Annotated in this window: 14 protein-coding genes; 2 read left to right on the top strand and 12 right to left on the bottom strand. The window is 69.6% G+C overall.

Translation table 11 applies throughout. The features are described from left to right. Window positions 1–12: 12 nt before the first annotated feature. The 11 genes from J8I35_RS02025 to xylA form a co-directional block, all read right to left on the bottom strand. Window positions 13–558, bottom strand: coding sequence for a hypothetical protein (locus tag J8I35_RS02025; protein WP_089490443.1), 546 nt, complete (start codon window positions 556–558; stop codon window positions 13–15). Between the two features lie 42 nt (window positions 559–600). Further along, window positions 601–1,182, bottom strand: coding sequence for a hypothetical protein (locus tag J8I35_RS02020; protein WP_235356275.1), 582 nt, complete (start codon window positions 1,180–1,182; stop codon window positions 601–603). A 363-nt stretch (window positions 1,183–1,545) separates the two neighbouring features. Further along, window positions 1,546–2,922 (bottom strand): sigma-54 dependent transcriptional regulator, encoded by a 1,377-nt coding sequence (locus J8I35_RS02015; protein ID WP_209924320.1) that lies wholly within the window; start codon window positions 2,920–2,922, stop codon window positions 1,546–1,548. Beyond that, window positions 2,904–4,394 carry a HAMP domain-containing sensor histidine kinase gene (locus tag J8I35_RS02010; protein WP_209924319.1) on the bottom strand — a complete coding sequence of 497 codons (1,491 nt, stop codon included), beginning with the start codon at window positions 4,392–4,394 and terminating at the stop codon, window positions 2,904–2,906. Before J8I35_RS02010 ends, J8I35_RS02015 begins: the two co-directional genes overlap by 19 nt. A 376-nt stretch (window positions 4,395–4,770) precedes the next feature. Continuing rightward, on the bottom strand, window positions 4,771–6,909 hold the full coding sequence (locus J8I35_RS02005) for a LamG-like jellyroll fold domain-containing protein (protein ID WP_209924498.1): 2,139 nt from the start codon (window positions 6,907–6,909) through the stop codon (window positions 4,771–4,773). Window positions 6,910–7,400: 491 nt separating this feature from the next. Beyond that, window positions 7,401–7,718 carry a hypothetical protein gene (locus J8I35_RS02000; RefSeq protein ID WP_209924318.1) on the bottom strand — a complete coding sequence of 106 codons (318 nt, stop codon included), beginning with the start codon at window positions 7,716–7,718 and terminating at the stop codon, window positions 7,401–7,403. 47 nt (window positions 7,719–7,765) lie between these two features. Then, the gene (locus tag J8I35_RS01995; RefSeq protein ID WP_209924317.1) at window positions 7,766–8,965 is read right to left on the bottom strand and encodes a sugar ABC transporter permease; all 1,200 of its coding nucleotides are present in this window, start codon (window positions 8,963–8,965) and stop codon (window positions 7,766–7,768) included. Then, window positions 8,962–10,521, bottom strand: coding sequence for a D-xylose ABC transporter ATP-binding protein (gene xylG, locus J8I35_RS01990; RefSeq protein ID WP_050016753.1), 1,560 nt, complete (start codon window positions 10,519–10,521; stop codon window positions 8,962–8,964). Before xylG ends, J8I35_RS01995 begins: the two co-directional genes overlap by 4 nt. Before the next feature lie 64 nt (window positions 10,522–10,585). Beyond that, window positions 10,586–11,614, bottom strand: a complete 1,029-nt coding sequence (gene xylF, locus J8I35_RS01985) for a D-xylose ABC transporter substrate-binding protein (protein ID WP_050016752.1) — start codon at window positions 11,612–11,614, stop codon at window positions 10,586–10,588. Between the two features lie 87 nt (window positions 11,615–11,701). Continuing rightward, complete coding sequence (gene xylB / locus J8I35_RS01980) at window positions 11,702–13,180, bottom strand: xylulokinase (protein ID WP_209924316.1); 1,479 nt, start codon at window positions 13,178–13,180, stop codon at window positions 11,702–11,704. Window positions 13,181–13,184: 4 nt separating this feature from the next. Continuing rightward, complete coding sequence (gene xylA, locus J8I35_RS01975; protein ID WP_124555388.1) at window positions 13,185–14,507, bottom strand: xylose isomerase; 1,323 nt, start codon at window positions 14,505–14,507, stop codon at window positions 13,185–13,187. A 263-nt stretch (window positions 14,508–14,770) separates the two neighbouring features. Here xylA and J8I35_RS01970 point away from each other — a divergent pair, with 263 nt between their 5' ends. Both J8I35_RS01970 and J8I35_RS01965 read left to right on the top strand, forming a co-directional pair. Then, entirely contained in the window at window positions 14,771–15,964 is a 1,194-nt protein-coding gene (locus J8I35_RS01970) for a DNA-binding transcriptional regulator (protein WP_209924315.1), read from the top strand. Window positions 15,965–15,991: 27 nt separating this feature from the next. Continuing rightward, the gene (locus tag J8I35_RS01965) at window positions 15,992–17,080 is read left to right on the top strand and encodes an aldose epimerase family protein (protein ID WP_124679122.1); all 1,089 of its coding nucleotides are present in this window, start codon (window positions 15,992–15,994) and stop codon (window positions 17,078–17,080) included. 104 nt (window positions 17,081–17,184) lie between these two features. On the opposite strand, the gene J8I35_RS01960 is transcribed toward J8I35_RS01965, so the two are convergent. After that, window positions 17,185–19,476, bottom strand: a complete 2,292-nt coding sequence (locus tag J8I35_RS01960) for a heavy metal translocating P-type ATPase (protein WP_209924314.1) — start codon at window positions 19,474–19,476, stop codon at window positions 17,185–17,187. Between the last annotated feature and the right edge of the window lie 92 nt (window positions 19,477–19,568).

Below are 19,568 nucleotides of genomic sequence, written 5' to 3'. Positions count from 1 at the left end.
ACCGTCACACGCTCATTCGGCATCCGCATCGACGAGCTCGGCGATCTCGCTCACGTCGAGCGTCGTACCGTGCGGCGTGACGACGCCGTGGCCCCACGCCTGCACATGGACGCCGGGAAGCAGATAGTCGCGCAGGGCTTCAGCCGCATGCGGCGGCACCCGCAGCGCGACGCCGCTCGTCAGCAACGCACCGTTCAACTCGCCTTTCGGGCCATGCAGCCCGAACGCGACTTCGCCGCTCGATTCCATCGGCTGTCGAGGCGGTCGCGGCGGCTTCGGGACGGCGTGCTCCGGCCCGGCGTCGATGATGTCGATGCCGCCGCGACCGGTCAGTTGCACGGCCGCGATCATCGCCGCGCGACGCGGCTTGACGCCCCGCACGCGGATGCGGTCGCCGACCGCGACATGACGCACCAGTTCGCGGCCCAGATGCGGCGGTACGTGCACCTGGAGGTCGCCGTTCAGGATCAGGCCGTCGATTTCTCCGTGCGGATTGAGCAGGAACTGCGTGACGCGGCCGCGCGTTTCGGGCAGGCACGCGGGATCGATCCAGTGCATGACAGGACTCCTTTCGATGGATGGGGGAATAGCGTCGCGCGATCAGCGCGCGACATCGTCGTAGAGGTTCACGACATGGCCCGGCGCACCGAACGCCGTCGCCTGCAACGCTTCGCCGTACGCATTGCGCGTGCCGTAACCGACCGCGGCCACGCGCTCGCCGGGAACGAGCAGCGCGCCGAATTGCTGCGCGGCCGGAACGGTCAGCTTGACGATCGTCCCGCTGTCGAGCATCACGCCGTCCGGCTCGCCGCGCGGCGCGTGCGTCACGCGGCGCACGACGCCGGACACGCTCAGGCGGGCGAGATTGACGCCGCGCAGCATCGGCGGCACGGGTGCGACGGGCGCGGGCGGCTGATCGGACAGCGACGCGCCGGTGCCGTCGTTGCGGACGACGCGTGCGCGGATTTCATCGTCGACGTGTCGTTCGCCGGCTATCGTGACACGCTGGCCCGACCGCACGAGCGCCGTCAATTGCGAACCGAGATGCGGCGGCAGGCGGACGAGCGTGCCGTCGGTCAGCACGAAGCCGTCGACGGCGCCTTCCGGATTGATCGTCAGCCGCGACAGCGTGCCGGAAACCAGCGCATCCGACGCGGCGTCGTTTCCGGGCGCGGCAGGCACAAGCGCACGAGGCCGGGGAGGAGCAGGCGACGGCATGGCGCCGGCCGGGTCTTCCGCACGCGGCGCCGGCGGCACCTGCGCCAGGCTGACTGTTGCGACGGCAACGAGTGCGGCAGCGCAGAGCATGCGATACGACCGGTGAACGGCGGCACGGCGCCGCGACCGCGATCGAACGACAGGCAGGTACGACTTCATGACGGGCTCCGGCGACGGGTTGCGATGCATCGATATCCGCAATACCCGTGCCAGCCTGAGATGCACCGTGTGGCCGTGCGCCGAATCGCGAAGCACGTCTGACGTGTCGGATTTCCCGACACGTCGCTTCACCGGATGTCGGCATTCCCGACGGTCGAAACGGCGCGACTAGTCGTCCCGCTCGATCCCGAGATTCGCCATGCGCGCATAGAGCGACTGGCGGCCGATCCCGAGCTGCCTCGCGGCCTCCGCGCGATTGCCGTTCGCGCGCTCGAGCGCGTGCAGGATCGCCGCGCGCTCGACCGTCGCCAGCGCATCGGGCAGCGGCATGTCGAGCAGGTGCGCCGGCACCGCCTCGGCGCCCGACGCGCGCGCCGGCACGGCGGCCAGGCCGAGATCGGCCGCGCCGACGGCCGGCCCGGGGGCGAGCGCGGCCGCCCGCTCCATCACGTTGCGCAGTTCGCGCACGTTGCCCGGCCAGCGGTGATCGAGCAGCGCGCGCTGCGCGTCGTTCGTCAGATGCAGCGCGCGCATGCCTGCCGCGCTGCCGAGGAAATGCGCGGCGAGCGGCAGGATGTCGGCGACGCGCTCCGCGAGCGGCGGCAGGTGCAGCGGAATGACGTTCAGCCGATAGAACAGGTCTTCGCGGAACGTGCCGTTCGCGACGGCCGCGGCGAGGTCGCGGTGCGTCGCGGCCACGACGCGAATGTTGATCGCGGTCGGGCGATCCGCGCCGAGCGGCATCACCTGGCGCTCCTGCAATGCGCGCAGCAGCTTCGCCTGCATCGCGGCGGGCATGTCGCCGATCTCGTCGAGAAAAAGCGTCCCGCCGTCGGCCTCGACGAGCCGCCCCGCGCGATCGGCGTGCGCCCCCGTGAACGCGCCGCGACGATGCCCGAACAACTCGCTTTCGAGCAGATCGGCCGGGATGGCCGCGCAGTTCACGGCGACGAACGGCCCCGCATGTCGGGCCGATGCGGCATGCAGCACGCGGGCCGCCACCTCCTTGCCCGTGCCCGTCTCGCCGGTCACGAGCACGGTCGCGTCGCTCATCGCGGCGCGGCCGACCTGCTTTTGCACGTCGCGCATCGCGGCGCTCACGCCCAGCAGTTGCGGTCGATCCGCCGACGGTTCGCCCGCGAAACCGCTGTCAGGCGGCGCGAGCGCGGGCGGCTGATTCGCCGACACGATGCGTTCGAGCAGTTGCGCGATGTCGCGACGCCCGATCGGCTTCGTCAGGTGATCGAATGCGCCGAGCCGCATCGCTTCGATCGTGTTGTCGCTGGTCGCATGGGCCGTCAGCATGACGACCGGAATCGCGGCCAGCGCAGGATCGTCGCGCAGTTGCGCGAGCACGGCCAGCCCGTCCAGATCCGGCAGGCGGAAATCCAGAAAGATGCATTCGATGCCGCCGCCGTCGCGCAACGCGCTGAGCGCGGCGCGACCGGTTGCGGCCTCGACGGCCCGATGACCGAGATCGGCGAGCGTTTCGGCGAGGCTGTCGCGGAAGGCCGCGTCGTCGTCGACTATGAGGATGTTTGCCATGGAATTTCAATCACGAATGCGGCGCCCCCGTCGAGGCGCGCGTGCCCGCCATGCGCCGCCGCCACTTCGCGGACGACGGCGAGGCCGAGGCCCGTGCCATCCGCGCGGCCCGTCACGAACGGCTCGAAAATCCGCTCGCGCTGCGCGGCCGGCACGCCGGGGCCGCTGTCCGACACGGTGATGCACAGCCAGTCGCGCCCGGCGAACGCGCGCCGCTCGGCGGCGAGCGTGACCGCGCCGCCGTCGCCCGCGTGGTGCAGCGCGTTGAGCAGCAGATTGTCGAGCGCCCGCCGCATCTGGTCGGGATCGAAGGCGGGACGATCCGACGGCCACGCGAGCCGCTCGCCCTGCCCCGCGAGCGACAGCGTCAGGTCGATCGCTTGCCGCTGCGCGAACTCGCGGTGCGCATCGACGACCTGCGCGAGCCACGCGTCGACGTCGACCCGTGTCGCATGCGGGCGCACCGGCTGCGTCAGCGCGAGCAGGCTCGACAATTGCGCATCGATGCGCTCGATCTGCGCGAGGATCACGCGCAACGCGTCCTGCTGCCGCCGGCCATCGCCGGCCAGTGCGTTTTCCGCCTTCAGCCGCATCGCGCCCATCGGATTGCGAATCTCGTGCGCGACCTGTGCGGCAAGCTTCCCCAGCATGCCGAAGCGCTCGGCCTGCGCGAGGCGCGTGCGCAGTTCGTCGGCCTGCTGTTGCAGCAGGTCGGCGCGCCGCGCCCGCTCGTTGAACGCATCGATGACGCGGTCGAGATCGGGTTCGCCGACGTACGGCAGCTGATGCTCGCGACCGTCGGGCCCGAGCCCGCTCTCGATCCGCGCGAGATTGCGCTTCCATCGGCGCAGCGCCACGGCCAGCGCCGCCGCGATCGCCAGAATCACCGCGAGCACGGCCGCGAGGCCCGTGGCCAGCAATTCCCCGTGCCGGCCCAGCGGCGGGCGCGCACGCGTCAGCATCCACACGTACAGCCCCGATCCGCCGCGTACCGGACAGGCCGCCGCGATCACCGCATCCTGCGCGCCTTCGACGACGTTCGCCGTCGCGGCATGCGTCGCGGCCGCGGCGCGCAGCGTGCGGAGGATCAGCGGCGTTTCCGCTTCCGGAACGTCGTGTTTGACGCCGCTGCCCTGATAAGTCGGAAAGGAATACGCGAGAAAGCCGCTCGCCGCCGGGGCGGCGTCGGGCATCCAGAACCCGCCCTCCATGTCCGGCGCGCGGGACAGCACGATGTCGAGGATCGCGTGCATCAGGTCCGGGGCGGGCCCGGCGCCCGCCGACGCGGAAGACGCGCCGTAACGCGACGCGACCGCTTCGCAGGCCGACGCGCCGGCGGCCTTCGCGCTGGCCACCTGCTGACTCTCGGCGGAACTCGCCGTAACCCAGACGACCGCGACCAGCGTCGCGCACAGCGCCGCGACGAGTGCCCAGAGCATGACGAGTTGGGTGGAAAACGACGGACGCTTCATCGGATCGGGCTGGCGGTTGAGGACGACAGAATAGCGTATTGCATGTCATGCGAAGCGGTCACGACCGGCATGCATTGCGCCGACTGCTGGCCCGATCGGATCGGATCGGAACGGCAACGGCGCGCGCCAGTGCCGTCACGCTCGCCACTTGCATTTCGGTATCGGCGACGAATCCCGCCGATCGCACGCGCCTGGGCCGCCTTGCCGCCATCGACATACGTGTCCGCAATCACCGCCTTCGCCGAGCCCGCGCCGTTGCGCCGACCGTACTCAGGCTTGAAGGTACCTGCCCGGAAAATCGAACGGGAATCGAAAACGCCCGCCGCCGGAAATCCGGCGTCGGGCGTCTCGACCCCTCTTGGCGTGCGGCGCGCCCCTACCGCGCAAGCGCGGCGACTTGCCCCGCCGTCAGCGCACCGTGGTACACGCGGAAATCGCTCACCAAACCGTCGAAGGCCGGATCGGCCGCGAACTGCGACCGCCCGATCCAGTTGTTCGCGGTCGGACCGAGCCGCCACGGCGCGAGAAACGCGTCGGCCGCGCTGCCGACTGCTGCGCCGTCGACGTAGAGCGTGGCCGTCGTCCCCGCCAGCGTGACGGCCACGTGCGTCCACTGCGCGGCTCGCAGCGGCGCTTTCGCATCGATACGCCGCTCGCCGTGCGCCCCGTTGACCGTGATCGCGAAGCGCAGCGCGCCGGTGTCGGCGAGCGGCGTGAGCATCATGTAGCGCCCGACACCGGAGCCGAAGTCGAACACCCGCGACCACTTCCGCACGGTGCGCGCACACACCCATGCCGCGACCGTGAAATCCGACACGTCGGCGAGCACGCCCGCCGCAAGCGCGACGTAGCTGCCCGCACCGTCGAGCGACAGCGCATTGCCGCTGCGCCCCGGCGCGAACGCCGCCCCGCCGACCAGCGTACCGGGGTGCCCGTTGCCGCTGCGATCGGCGGCGGTGACGCCGCGCGATTCGTCGAACGGCAGCCAGATCTGCAGTTGCTGGCCGGTCACCACGCGCGCCTCCGCGGAATGCTGCGTTTCGCCGGTCGGCGTGGTTGCGCTCACAACGTAATACCAGGTGCCCGCGGCCGGGCTGTCCGTCCACGTCAGCGGATCGACGATGCCGGTCGCGACGGTCGCGTACGGGCCGCCCGACGCCGCGCCGCGCTTCACCGTATAGTGCGTGCCGTTCGCGACACCCCACCACGACAGCACCGCGCGCCCGGCGCTCGCGTGCGCGGTGAGCCCGCTCGGTGCGGGCGCCGGGCCGGCCGGATCGCGCGTATACATCAGCGTGCCGTAGCCGAGCTGATCGTAGCCGCCGCTGTTCGGCCCGTAGTTGCCGCCGCCGCCCTCGGGCTGTGCGGCGAGCGCGAAGCGCTTCGACCACGGCGCCGCGAGCCCCTTGCGGTTCACGTAGTGGTTGTACACGAGCGCCCAGCACGGCCGGACCCCGCCCTGACCGCCGGTCGCGAACTGCGTTTGCGTGACGTTCACGTTCGAGTAGGTGACGTACGGCACGTCGAAGAACGGGCCGTCGGGCGATTGGCGCAAATTGGCTTTCGCGACGTATTCGGCGCCGGCAAGAAAACGGTTGTTGTCGTACCCGTACAGATCGACGCCCTGATTCCACGCCATCTCGCAGATCGCGCCGGCCAGCGCGATGCCGAGCGTGTTGTGCCCCTGGTCGCGGCCGCTCTCCTGCCACTGGCCGAGATGGCCCGGATGCAGGTAATACACCGCCTGCGGTATCGCGCCGTTGCCGGGCCCCGCGCGGAAATAGTCGATCGCCTCGTCGAACAGCACGCGGTCGTCGCACAGCACGCCGATCGCGAGGATCGACGCGATATTGCACAGGTCCCAGTTCGCCCAGTAGTGCGTGATCTCGGTATTGTTGTGACGATGCAGGAAATCGGTGTTGATCGGGTAGAACACGGTGCGCATCATCCGCTGGAACGCGGCGAAATCCGCGGCCGCCCAGCCCGGATAGCCGCGCATGATCTCGCCGGCATTCGCGAACTCGTAGCCGTACAGGCCGGCCGCGAGGTCGACGTTCGAATCGCCGCCCAGGCGCTTCAGCGTCGCCGCCCATGCGTTCATGATCCGCACGGCCGTGTCCGCATACAGCTTGTCGCCGGTCACCTTCCAGCGCAGCGCGCACGCATAGGCGGCGGCGACGTCGTTGTACAGGATTCCGTAGTTCTGCGGCCCGCTGCCGCCGCGATCGATCTCGACCTGCGGCCGCGGCTGCCACGACTGGCTCGCGTGGCCGTTCGCGATCAGCACCGACCAGCCGTCGAACCACGGCTGCGCGTGCGTCATCACCTTTTGCGCGACGCGATCGAAATCCGCCTGCGTATGCAGCAGGCCCGGATGGACGAAGGCCGCCGTCGAGCCCTGCGATACCGCGGCGAATGCGGCGCTCGCACCGCCGAACGTCCCGCCGCAGGCGAGCATCGCCCATGCGCCCAGACTGTGGAGAAACGTGCGCCGCGACATCGCGTCGTCCGACATCCATTCGGGTTGCGAAGCGTCGCCCGTGCGATGCGCGACCGCTTCGCGCATCGCGTTGTCCTTCGTCCAGTCCTTGCCGCTCATGCGTCTCCCTTGGTCGTTGCGGCCGCGCTCGCGCGCGGCCCTGGGTTCGAACTTCGTCGAAAGTGTGCCGCTGTCGCCGGAAGTCCCGGCACGGCGAAGCAGACGGCGGTCGGTCAGGCATCTGCGGAAGCGCCCCGCTTCGCCTGCACCGGCTCCGGCCGCCACACGTCATGCGATCCTGAACGCAAACGATGACAGTGGCGGGAAGCGGCGGCAATCGCGCATGGTGCGCGTCGGGATCGGGCGGGTCAATTACGCGTTGTAAGGAAACGGCCGTGTCAGCCCGCGATTCGGGGAATCGTCGTCCGCTGATCGGCGTGCGATTCGATTCGCCGCGTTGAGCGTCGACCGCGCGGCATGCGCGGCGCATTCGGTCCGCGGCCCGCGCGTCGGAGCCGCCTCGCCTTTCAACGCGCGTCCGCGGCAACGGCAGCGCGCTGCGACGCACCGTCCCGCTCGACTCGCTCGACGACGCGCGCCAGCCGAATGATGTCGGTCAGCGCGAAATCGGCTGCATCGGGCCGGGGCCGGCCGCACTGGTCAGCCATGCGCATCGCGAACGCGAGCGCTTCGGAACGCTCGCGCAGCAGCGCGCGCAGTGCATCCGCGATCACCTGCCGGTCGCGCGGGTCATCCAGGCCCAGCACGGAACCGGCATCCGGCATCGCGAACGGTCCGGCCACCCGCACGGAAACATCCGCCGCGCGCATCGTGTTTCGTTCCATGGTCGTCCTCTTCGTCGACTCGCGACCGACCGGCGCCGACCCGCACGTCAGCGCCGGTTCGACCGCGACACCACGTCGATCCACACCGCCAGCACCAGCACCGCGCCCTTGACGATCATCTGCCAGTACGCGTCGACGTCGAGCATCGACATCCCGTTGTCGAGGCTCGCCATCACGAGCGCGCCGATCAGCGCGCCGTAGACGGTGCCCGACCCGCCGCGCATCGACGTGCCGCCGATGAAGCACGCAGCGATCGCATCGAGTTCGCCCATCGAGCCGGCCGACGGCGACCCGGCCGCGAGCCGCGCCGTGTTGACGAGGCCGGCGAACGCGCACATCAGCCCCATCAGCGCGAAGATCGCGAGCTTCACGCGATCGGTGTCCACGCCCGACAGCCGCGTCGCCTCCAGGTTCGACCCCACCGCATAGATGCGCCGGCCGAACACGGTCTGCGTCGCGATCCACGAGAACACGCCGAGCAGCACGAGCAGCAGCAGCACGGGCACCGGAATGCCGCCGTAACGGTCGAGCGTCGCGACGAACGCGAACAGCACGGCGCCCGCGCCGACGATCTTCGCGACGTCCTGCCACAACGGCGCGACCGAGAGCCGGTAGCGCCGCCGCGTGCCGCGCTGCCGCACCACCAGCAGCGTCGCGACCACGAACAGCAGCACCGCGAGGCCGTCCCCGGCGAGACGCGGCAGATAACCCTGCCCGATGAACACGAAGCCGTCCGACACGGGCGCGATCGTCGAGCCGCCCGTCACGCCGAGCAGGATGCCGCGAAACGCGAGCATCCCGCCGAGCCCCACGATGAACGACGGCACGCGCCGATAGGTCGACCACCAGCCGTTGAAGAGTCCGATCAGCACGCCGAGCGCGAGCACGGCCGGGACCGTCGCCGCAACCGGCCAGTGGCGGTTGACGTCGAGGATCGCGGCGACGCCGCCGAGCAGCCCGAGCAGCGAGCCGACCGACAGGTCGATCTCGCCCGCGATGATGACGAACACCATCCCGCACGCGAGCATGCCGGTGATCGACATCTGCCGCAGCAGGTTCGATACGTTGCGCGGCGTGACGAACGCGCCGTCCGTCAGCACCGAGAAGAACGCCCAGATCGCGACGACCGCGAACAGCAGCGCGAGCACCTTGTAGCGCGTGAAGACGTGGCGCAATGGCAGCCGCGGCGCGCGGCCGGCGTCTGCATCCGGCGTCGCCGGGGTCGAGGAAGAAAGTTCGGAATTCATGTCGCACTCGCTGCGGTGGGTTCGGCCGGCAGCCGCGCGGGCTTCAGCGCGGCGCCGAGAATCTGTTCCTGCGTGAGGCCCTGGTTGACGAAATCGCCGCGCAATTCGCCTTCGCCGATCACCAGCACGCGATCGGCGAGGCCGAGCACTTCCGGCAGTTCCGACGACACGACGATCAGCGCGACGCCGCGCTTGGCCAGCGCGAAGATCAGCCGGTAGATCTCGGCCTTCGCGCCCACGTCGACGCCGCGCGTCGGTTCGTCGAGGATCAGCACCTGCGGCTCGGTCAGCAGCATCTTCGCGAGCACCGCCTTCTGCTGGTTGCCGCCCGACAGGCTCGCGATCGACAGGAACGGGTGGGCGGCGCGCACCGACAGCCGCTGCATCTCGGTGCGGATCGCGTCGAGCTCGGCGGCCGCGTCGATCCGCCCGCGCGCCGCGAAGCGCTGCAGCACCGCGAGCGTGATGTTGTGGCCGACGCCGAGCTGCGGCACGATGCCGTGGCGCTTGCGGTCCTCGGGCACCATCGCGATGCCGGCGCGGATCGCGTCGGCCGGCGAGCGGATCGACAGCGGCCGGCCGTTCATCGTCACGGTCGCCGTGCACGCGCCCGGATACGCGCCGAAGATCGCCTGCATCAACTCGGTGCGCCCCGCGCCGACGAGCCCGGCCACGCCGACGATCTCGCCGCGCCGCACGCTGAACGACACGTCGTCCACGCGCTTGCGGCGCGCGTTCGTCACGTCGCGGCACGTCACGTGGCGTACGTCGAGCACGACGTCGCCGATCTCGTGCGGCTCGCGCGGATACAGGTCGCGGATCTCGCGGCCGACCATCATCGCGATGATCCGGTCGGTGGTCAACGCGGCCATCGGCTCGGTCGCGACATGGCGGCCGTCGCGGATCACGGTGACCGTGTCGCACACGGCCGCCACCTCGTCGAGCTTGTGCGAGATGTACACGCACGCCACGCCGCGCCGCTTCAGGTCGCGCACGATGTCGAGCAGGATCCGCGTTTCCGACGCGCTCAGCGACGACGACGGTTCGTCGAGGATCAGCAGCTTCGCGCGCTTGTTCAGCGCCTTCGCGATCTCGATCAGCTGCTGGTGGCCGCCGCCGTAGTTCATCACCGGCTGCGCGACGTTGATCGAGTCGATCCGTAATTCCTGCAGCAGTTCCTCCGCGCGCTGGACCATCGCCGCGAAGTGCATGCGCCCGCCCGGCAGCGTGATCTCGTTGCCGAGGAAGATGTTCTCGGCCACCGACAGTTCGGGCACGAGCATCAGTTCCTGATGGATGATCGCGATGCCCGCGCGCTCGGTGTCGCGCACGCCGGACGCCACGAGCGGCGCGCCTTCCCAGCGGATCTCGCCGTCCCACGTGCCGTGCGGGTACACGCCCGACAGCACCTTCATCAGCGTCGACTTGCCGGCGCCGTTCTCGCCGCACAGCCCGACGCATTCGCCGGGGCGCACGGTCAGGTCGATACCGTCGAGCGCCTTCACGCCGTCGAATGCCTTGACGATGCCACGCATCGTCAGCAAGGGTTCCGTCATTCGTTCATTGCCTCGCAGTAAGCGGCCGCCGTCGCGGCGGCCGCGCGTCGCGTCCGTCGTACGCTTACTGGCTCGCCAGCTGGGCCTGGGTATAGAAGCCGTCCTTCACGACGACGTCGACGTTGCGCTTGGTCAGCAGCGTCGGCTGCAGCAGCACCGTGTCGACCTTCTTCTTGCCGTTGTCGTACTGCGCGTTGAACGCAGGCTTCGTGCCCTTCGCGAGATCGACCGCCAGCTTCGCGGCTTCGCTCGCGATCAGCTTCAGCGGCTTGTAGACGGTCATCGTCTGCGTGCCGGCGATCACCCGCTTGACCGCGGCCAGATCCGCATCCTGCCCGGACACCGGCACCTTGCCGGCCAGATGCTGCGCGGCGAGCGCCTGGATCGCGCCGCCGGCCGTGCCGTCGTTCGACGCGACGATCGCATCGATCTTGTTATTGTTCGCGGTCAGCGCGTCCTCGACGATCCGCAGCGCGGTCGACGCGCTCCATTCGGGTACCCACTGCTGGCCGACGACCTTGATGTCGCCGCGGTCGATCGCGGGCTTCAGCACCTTCAGTTGTCCTTCGCGCAGCATCTTCGCGTTGTTGTCGGTCGGCGCGCCGCCCAACAGGAAGTAGTTGCCCTTCGGCTTCGCGTCGAACACGCCCTGCGCCTGCAGCTCGCCGACCTTCTCGTTGTCGAACGAGATATACGCGTCGACGTCCGCGTCGAGAATCAGGCGGTCGTACGACACGACCTTGATGCCGGCCTTGCGCGCTTCGGCGACGACGTTGCCGAGCGTCTTCGAGTTGAACGGCACGATGACGATCACGTCGACGCCGCGCGAGATCAGGTTCTCGATCTGCGAAATCTGCCGCGCCTCGCTCGCGTCGGCCGACTGCACCGACACCTTCGCGCCGAGCTTGGTTGCCGCTGCAACGAAATAGTCGCGATCGCGCGACCAGCGCTCGACGCGCAGGTCGTCGATGCAGAAACCGATCTCGGGCTTGTCCTTGCTCGCATGGGCGAGCGGCGAGCCCAGTGCGAGGATCGCCAGCGCGGCGGCGCCGGCAAGCGAACTCAATACGGTACGACGCGTCACGGATTTCATGTCTCCACTCCTTGTTATGGAACCACTCACGAACCGCGGGCGGCCGCCGGATTGCACCGCCCGCATCGATTCACTGCAACGTGCGTGTCAAGCGCCCGTCGCAAACACCGGTTCGAGCGCCCGATACAGCGCGCGAAACGTCGGCCGGCGCACGTCGCGATACCACGCGTGCCGCTCGGGATCGGGCTCGCGCACCGCGACGACGGGCGGTTGCGGGCACACGTCGTCGAGCCGCGCACGCGGTTCGACCGCGAGGTGCGCGAGGCGCGCGGCGCCGAGCGCCGGCCCCACTTCGCCGCCTTCGCGCAGCGTCAGCGCGCGGCCGCTCAGATCGGCGAGCATCTGCGTCCAGTACGCGCTGCGCGAGCCGCCGCCGATCACGGTGATGCTGTCGGGGGCGAGCCCGGCCGCATGCAGCGCGTCGATGCCGTCGAGCAGCGCGAAGCCGACGCCTTCGAGCGTCGCGTTCGCGAGATCCGCGCGCCGCGTATCGGGCGTGAGCCCGTAGAACACGCCCTTCGCGTTCACGTCGTTGTGCGGCGTGCGCTCGCCGCTCAGGTACGGCAGGAACCACGGGCGGCTCGCGCGGGCGTTCGTCTCGGCATCGTCGAGCAGCGCCGCGACGCCGTCGTAGCCGGCCAGTTGCGCGGTGAAGTCGATGCAGCCGGCCGCGTTCAGCATCACGGACATCAGGTGCCACGTATCGGGCAGCGCATGACAGAAGCTGTGCACCGCCGATTCGGGATTCGCGCGAAACCCGTCCGACACCGCGAAATACACGCCCGACGTGCCGAGCGACAGCAGCGCATCGCCGGGCCGCACGATCCCGACGCCCACCGCGCCGGCCGCGTTGTCGCCGCCGCCCGCCACCACCGGGATCTCGCGCAGGCCGAGCGCCCGTGCGACGGCCGGCAGCAGCGTGCCGGTGATCTGGTTGCCTTCGAATACGGCCGGCATCTGCGTGCGCGACAGCCCGCAGGCGGCGAGCAGCGTGTCGTCGTAATCGCGCTTCGCAACGTCGAGCCACAGCGTGCCGGCGGCATCCGACGGATCGGTCGCGAACGCACCGGTCAGCCGGTAGCGCAGATAATCCTTCGGCAGCAGCACGTAGGCGATGCGCGCGAACGCGTCGGGCTCGTGACGCCGCACCCACAGCAGCTTCGGCGCGGTGAAGCCCGGCATCGCGATGTTGCCGGCCACCGTGCGCAGCGCGGGCGCGAGCCGTTCGAGTTCGTCGCACTCCGCGTCGGCCCGGCCGTCGTTCCACAAAATCGCGGGGCGCAGCACGTCGCCATGCGCATCGAGCAGCGTCGCGCCGTGCATCTGGCCGGTCAACCCGAGCGCGTCTATGTCGCGCGGGTCGATGCCGGCCGTACGCGCATCCGACACGAGTGCGGCGAGCGCGTCGCAGGCGGCCTCCCACCAGTCGCGCGGCGCCTGCTCGGACCAGCGCGGCTGCGGCCGGCTCACGGTGAGCGGACGGCTCGCGCTCGCGCGCACCGCGCCGTCACGGTCGAGCAGCACCGCCTTCACGCCCGACGTGCCGAGATCGAGTCCGATGTACATGGCGTCAGCGCAGCCCGTAGATCGCCTGGTTCACGATGTTCTCCAGCCGCTCCTGCGCGCCGCTCGCATGCCGCGGGTCCACACCGCGCGCGAGCGCATCGGCCGCCAGCGACTCCAGCGTGTAGCCACCCGACAGGATCTTGCGGCCGAATTCATCGTCCCACTGCGCATAACGCTGCCGGCGCAGCGCGTCGAGCCGGTCGTTCTCGACCAGCACCGCCGCGCGTTCGAGCGCGAGCGCGAGCACGTCGATCGCGCCGACGTGGCCGTAGAACAGGTCTTCCGGATCGATGCTCTGGCGACGCACCTTCGCGTCGAAGTTCATCCCGCCGGTCGTGAAGCCGCCGTGGCGCAGGATCTCGTAGAACGCGAGCGTCAGCTCCTCGACGCTGTTCGGGAACTGGTCGGTGTCCCAGCCGTTCTGCGGATCGCCGCGGTTCGCGTCGACGCTGCCGAACACGCCGAGCGCGAACGCGTTCGCGATCTCGTGATGGAACGAATGGCCGGCGAGCGTCGCGTGGTTCGCCTCGATGTTCACGCGGATCTCGTCCTGCAGCCCGTACTGCACGAGAAAGCCGTGCACGGTCGCGACGTCGTAGTCGTACTGGTGCTTGGTCGGCTCCTGCGGCTTCGGCTCGATCAGCAGCGCGCCCTTGAAGCCGATCCGGTGCTTGTGCTCGACCACCATCGACAGGAAGCGGGCGAACTGGTCGCGCTCGCGCTTCAGGTCGGTATTGAGCAGCGTCTCGTAGCCTTCGCGTCCGCCCCACAGCACGTAGTTTTCGCCGCCGAGCCGGTGGGTCGCGTCGAGCGCATGGCACACCTGGGTCGCGGCCCAGGCGAACACGTCGGGGTTCGGGTTCGTCGCGGCGCCGGCCGCGAAGCGCGGGTGCGAGAACAGGTTCGCGGTACCCCACAGGAGCCGCACGCCGCTCGCCTGCTGGCGCTCGCCGAGATAGTCGACCATCCGCGCGAAATTGGCCGCGTATTCGCGCAGGCTGTCGCCTTCCGGCGCGACGTCGGTGTCATGGAACGTGTAGAACGGCGTGCCGAGCTTCGTGAAGAATTCGAATGCGGCATCGGCCTTCATCCGCGCGCGTTCGAGCGCGTCGCCCGGCTGGTGCCACGGCCGCTGGAATGCGGCCTGGCCGAAGATGTCGTTGCCCGGCCACACGAACGTGTGCCAATAGCAGACCGCGATCCGCAGATGCTCGGCAAGCGTCTTGCCGAGCACGCGCTTCTCGGGGTCGTAATGGTGATACGCGAGCGGATTGTCCGACTGCGGGCCTTCGTAGCGAATGGCGGGAATGTGTTCGAAATACGACATGGCGTCTCCGTGCAGGTTCTTGTTGCAGCGCAACGCGCGTCGCGGCGACGCACGCGGCCGAATTCGGTTGGCTGGATCGTGCCCCCGCGCCTGCCGGCCGGCAATTGCGAAATTGCGCAGCGCGCTTGATGTTTCTTGCCAGTCGTACGCGTGCGGCCTGCGTTCCGTCCTACAATCGCCGTACACCAGACAACCGCGCGCCGCCGTCGAGCGCGCCCCGGAGACAACGGCACGGCGCCCCGACGCGCTCACCCGACACCGAGATGACACGCGCCCCATCCGCCCAGACACCGCACCGCATCGCGCTGCTGTTCAACGCGAACAAGGTCTACGACCGCGAGATCATCAGCGGCATCGGCCAGTACCTGCACACGACGCGCGTCGTGTGGGACCTGTTCCTCGAAGACGATTTCCGCTGCCGGCTCACCGGAATCGAGCGTTTCGACGGCGACGGCATCATCGCGGACTTCGACGACCCGGCCGTCGCCGACGCGCTCGCCGGTTCGCCGCTGCCGATCGTCGCGATCGGATCGTCATACGAGGACCCGGCGCAGTACCCGGACGATGTCCCATATATTGCGACGGACAACCCGAAGCTCGTGTCGCTCGCCTATACGCACCTGATCGGGGCCGGCCTCGCGCATTTCGCGATGTACAGCCTGCCGGTCGCGCAGGAAAACCGCTGGGCGCAGCAGCGCGAGCTGGCGTTCGACCGGCTCGCGCGCGCGGACGGGCTCGACGCGCCGATCTATCGTGGGCTGTCGACCAGCGCGTCGGGCTGGAATCACGCGATCGAGCAACTGATCGACTGGTTGCATGCGCTGCCGAAGCCGGTCGGCGTGATCGCGGTGACCGATGCGCGCGCGCGGCATCTGCTGCAGGCGTGCCTGATCGCCGGCATCGCGGTGCCGGAACAGGTCGCGATCATCGGCATCGACAACGATCCGCTCACGCGCACGCTGACGCGCATTCCGCTGTCGTCGGTGATCCAGGGCACCGAGGAAATGGGCCGCACCGCCGCGCACCTGCTGCACCGGATGCTGCGCGGCGCGCGTTTTCCCGGGCAGCGCATTCTCGTGCCGCCGGTCGGCATCAACGTGCTCGAATCGACGCGCCACCAGCCGCTGGCGAGCCCGCACGTGATGCGCGCCCGGCATTTCATCCGCCAGTACGCGTGCCAGGGGATCAAGACCGAACAGGTCGCCGACTATGTCGGCGTGTCGCGTTCGCTGCTCGAGGAGCATTTCCGGCGCGAACTGCAGCGCACCGTGCACCAGGAGATCCTGCGTCACAAACTCGAGGCCGCGCAGGCGCTGCTCGCCGGCCGGCAGGCGTCGAGCGCCGAAGTCGCGATCCGTTGCGGGTTCACGTCGCTTCAATACATGTACGCGGTGTTCCGGCGCGAACTCGGCTGCACGCCGCGCGAATATCAGGAACGCGCGGCCGCCACGAACTGACGCCCGCCGCCCATTCGACATCCACTCATGCACATCGATACCGATTCCTCACCTCTGACACCCGGCGTGGCACGCGTGCTGGCCGAGCCGTGGGGCGCGTTGCCCGACGGCGAACCCGTGCGGCGCTACACGCTGCGCAACGCGCACGGGATGCGCGTCGTCGTCAGCGATCTCGGCGCGACCGTCGTGTCGTGGCTCGCGCCCGACCGCACGGGGCGCCTGGCCGATATCGTGCTCGCGCACGACACGCCGGCCGAGTACCTCGAATCCGGCGCCTATCTCGGCGCGACGGTCGGCCGCTGGGCGAACCGGATCGCCGGCGCGCGCTTCACGCTCGACGGCGTCGACTACCTGCTCGACCGCAACGAGAACGGCAACCTGCTGCACGGCGGCGCGAACGGCTTTCATCGCGCGCGGTGGGACGTGGTCGACGATAGCGGCGGGCTGACGCTGCGGCTCGATTCGCCGGAAGGCGATGCGGGATTCCCCGGCAACGTGAGCGTGCAGGTGCGCTACACGCTCGACGACGACGGCACGCTGACGATCGACTATTCGGGGTGGACCGATGCGCCGACGCCGCTGAACCTGACGAACCACAGCTACTTCAACCTGAACGGGCGCGCGGGCAGCGACGTGCGCGGCCATCTGCTGCACATCGACGCCGACGCGTTCCTCGAAGTGGACGACGCGCTGATCCCGACCGGCACGGCCGACGTGACGGGCACGGCGTTCGATTTCCGGCAAAGCGCGCCGATCGGCGCGCGCCTCGACTGGCCGCATGCGCAACTGGCGCGGGCGCGCGGTTTCGATCACTGCTACGTCGTCGGCAACGGCGCGCGCGAGGTCCGGCCCGTCGCACGGATCTACGATCCGGAAAGCGGCCGCGAGTTGATGGTGTCGACCGATCAGCGCGGGCTGCAGCTCTATACGGGCAACTATCTCGACGGCCTGCGCGTGAGCGGCGGCACGCGCTGCGTGCAGCACGCGGCGCTGTGCGTCGAGGCGGGCGGGTTTCCGGACCAGGTCAACATGGACGGCCTGCGCGACGACGTGATCGTTCGTCCGGGCGACGTCTATCGGCAGACCACGCGGTATCGGGTCGCGGTTCACGCATAGCGTGGGCAGGCGGCATCGTCGACGCACGGGCGGCGCTGGCGTCGACCGTCGTCACTTACGCCGGTTTTCGTCGCGGAGCGTGCGCGACGCGTTTCGACGCCGCGTCACGCATCCGCGCCCACGGCGTGGAACAGTTCCTCCTCCTGCGCGCAATGCAGGCGTACGATCGCCTCCAGCCCGTACAGCACGCGTTGTATTGCCTGAACCTGCATGGTGTCCACGCAGTCGCGCGGCAGGTCCGCGACCATCTGCCTGAGCGACCGGACCAGCGTGAAGATCTCCCGGTGCGCGCCGCTCATCACGGCGAGCGGATCCTCGCCGCCGAGCAACGGCGCAAGACGCGCGTAGACCTCCCGGTCGTCGGCGCGCTCGTGCGGCAGCAGCCGTTGATCCAGCGCGTCGACGACGTCGGCCAACTCGCTGGCGATGGCGGCGCCGGATAGTTCCGGCAAGCGGCCCGCGAACTCCCTGATCCGGTCCAGCAACGGCGACAATGCCGCGTGCTCGCGCTTGAGTTGCTCGACGTCGACATCGGCGAGCCGGGTGTCCGGCGGCCGCGGGCGCACGAGCAACACGCGCAGCGCATTGACGATCACGACGACGTCGACGACTTCCTGAATCACCGCGCCGGCAATCGGCGGCAGGAATCCCGCCGCCGCGATCGCCATCGCGACGATCGACAACGACATGCCGATCACCACGCTCTCGAGCGCGATCCGGCGCGATCGACGGGCAATGCGCATCGCATCCACGAGTCGATCCAGCCGATCCACCAGCAACACCACGTCGGCGGCTTCGGACGACGCGGCCGCGCCCCGCGCACCCATCGCGATGCCGACGTCGGCCGCCGCCAGCGCCGGCGCGTCGTTCACGCCGTCGCCGACCATGATCGTCACGCCCTCCTTGCGTGCGGCCTGGATCGCGGCAAGCTTGTCCGCCGGCGTCTGTTCGGCGCGCACGTCGGTGACCCCAATGAGTTCGCCGACGGCGCGGACAATGTCGCGCCGGTCGCCGGTCAGCATGACGAGGCGCTCGACGCCTTCGCGTTTGAGCAGCCGTAACGCCCGCGGCGTTTCCAGCCGCACCTGGTCGGCCATCTGGATCGCGCCGACCATGACGCCATCGACGCCGACGAACACGGCAGCCCCGCCCGCGTTGCCGACGCGCTTCAGGAATGCTTCGCTCCACGGGGCATCCGCCGAGCCTGCGCGGACGTACCCGACCTTGCCGATCCTGACGATCCGGTTGTCGACCCGGCCGGTCACGCCCTCGCCGGCCGTTTCGAGGACGTGCGACGGCGGCGACAGGTCGATTCGGCGTTCTCGCGCCGCGACCGTCAGCGCATCGGAAATGACGTGGCCCGACGCCTGGGCCAACGATGCCGCGACATGCAGCACGTCGTCCGTTCCGATGCCGGCGCCGCATTCGATCGCCACGATGCGTGCGCGCCCGCCCGTCAGCGTGCCGGTCTTGTCGAAGAACAGGATCGTTGCTTGCGCAAGGCGTTCGAGCGCGCCGCCGCCTTTGACGAGGATGCCGCGTTTCGAACAGCGCGACAGGCCGGACACGATGGCGACCGGCACGGCGAGGAGCAACGGACAAGGCGTGGCGACGACGAGCACGGCGAGCGCACGCGCGACGTTGCCGGTCAGCACCCACGCGACGCCGGCGACGAGCAGCGCGGCGAGCACGAAGAATGCGGCGTAACGATCCGCGAGGCGCACGGACGGACCGCGCTCGTGTTGAGCACGCTCCACCATGCGGACGATGCCTGCGAACGTGCTGTCGCCCGCCGTGGTGCGGGCGACCATTTCGAACGGCGCGCCTGCATTGACCGCGCCGCTGCAGGCGTTTTCCCCCGACCGTCGCCGCTGGGTGGACGACTCGCCGGTCAGCATCGATTCATCGAGCTCCGCGTCGCCGGTCAACGTGCCGTCGACCGGCGCGCATTCCCCGCTGCGCACGAGCAGCCTGTCGCCGGGAAGGATGGTGTCCGGCGCGACGGCACGCCATTCGCCGTTCTCGAACCGGGTCGCCTGCCGAGGCGCGCGACCGAGCAGCGCGGTCATCTCGCGTTGCGCGCGGTCTTGCGCATACCGCTCCAGCGTCCGGCCGCTTGCCAGCATCAACGCGATGACCGCGGCCGTCAGCGTCTCGTCGAGCGCGATGGCCAGGCCGATTGCCAGCCATGCGAGCACGTCGATGCCGGCCTGCCGTTTCACCACGGCCCTTGCAAGGGAGACCGTCAACGCGAGCAAGACCGGCACCGTGCCCATCAGCCATACCACCCGCGCGAGCGAAGGCAGGCCGAACGCCACGCACATGCCGCCTGCCGCGAGCGTAACAGCCGCCAGAATCAGCAACGCGAGATCGATCGACCAGCGGATACGGGACATGACCATTTTTCCAATTGCCGTGCGCGGCGGGTGCGCCGCATCCGGTTCCGGTTCCGGTTGCGGAGGGCCGGTCGCGGACGGCGTGGCATCAG

Origin of the sequence: Burkholderia sp. CpTa8-5, from assembly GCF_017815045.1 — a bacterium.
Classification (GTDB): Bacteria; Pseudomonadota; Gammaproteobacteria; order Burkholderiales; family Burkholderiaceae; genus Burkholderia; species Burkholderia sola.
The sequence above is the reverse complement of the archived record's forward strand: the minus strand, read 5'-3'. Positions and strand labels throughout refer to the sequence as shown.

Coding starts and splice junctions, on each gene's coding strand:
- xylG (WP_050016753.1), bottom strand. CDS start 10,521: ATGACGGAACCCTTGCTGACGATGCGTGGCATCGTCAAGGCATTCGAC.
- J8I35_RS02010 (WP_209924319.1), bottom strand. CDS start 4,394: ATGAAGCGTCCGTCGTTTTCCACCCAACTCGTCATGCTCTGGGCACTC.
- J8I35_RS01970 (WP_209924315.1), top strand. CDS start 14,771: ATGACACGCGCCCCATCCGCCCAGACACCGCACCGCATCGCGCTGCTG.
- J8I35_RS02015 (WP_209924320.1), bottom strand. CDS start 2,922: ATGGCAAACATCCTCATAGTCGACGACGACGCGGCCTTCCGCGACAGC.
- xylF (WP_050016752.1), bottom strand. CDS start 11,614: ATGAAATCCGTGACGCGTCGTACCGTATTGAGTTCGCTTGCCGGCGCC.
- J8I35_RS02005 (WP_209924498.1), bottom strand. CDS start 6,909: ATGTCGGACGACGCGATGTCGCGGCGCACGTTTCTCCACAGTCTGGGC.
- J8I35_RS01960 (WP_209924314.1), bottom strand. CDS start 19,476: ATGTCCCGTATCCGCTGGTCGATCGATCTCGCGTTGCTGATTCTGGCG.
- J8I35_RS01995 (WP_209924317.1), bottom strand. CDS start 8,965: ATGAATTCCGAACTTTCTTCCTCGACCCCGGCGACGCCGGATGCAGAC.
- J8I35_RS02025 (WP_089490443.1), bottom strand. CDS start 558: ATGCACTGGATCGATCCCGCGTGCCTGCCCGAAACGCGCGGCCGCGTC.
- J8I35_RS01965 (WP_124679122.1), top strand. CDS start 15,992: ATGCACATCGATACCGATTCCTCACCTCTGACACCCGGCGTGGCACGC.
- xylA (WP_124555388.1), bottom strand. CDS start 14,507: ATGTCGTATTTCGAACACATTCCCGCCATTCGCTACGAAGGCCCGCAG.
- J8I35_RS02000 (WP_209924318.1), bottom strand. CDS start 7,718: ATGGAACGAAACACGATGCGCGCGGCGGATGTTTCCGTGCGGGTGGCC.
- xylB (WP_209924316.1), bottom strand. CDS start 13,180: ATGTACATCGGACTCGATCTCGGCACGTCGGGCGTGAAGGCGGTGCTG.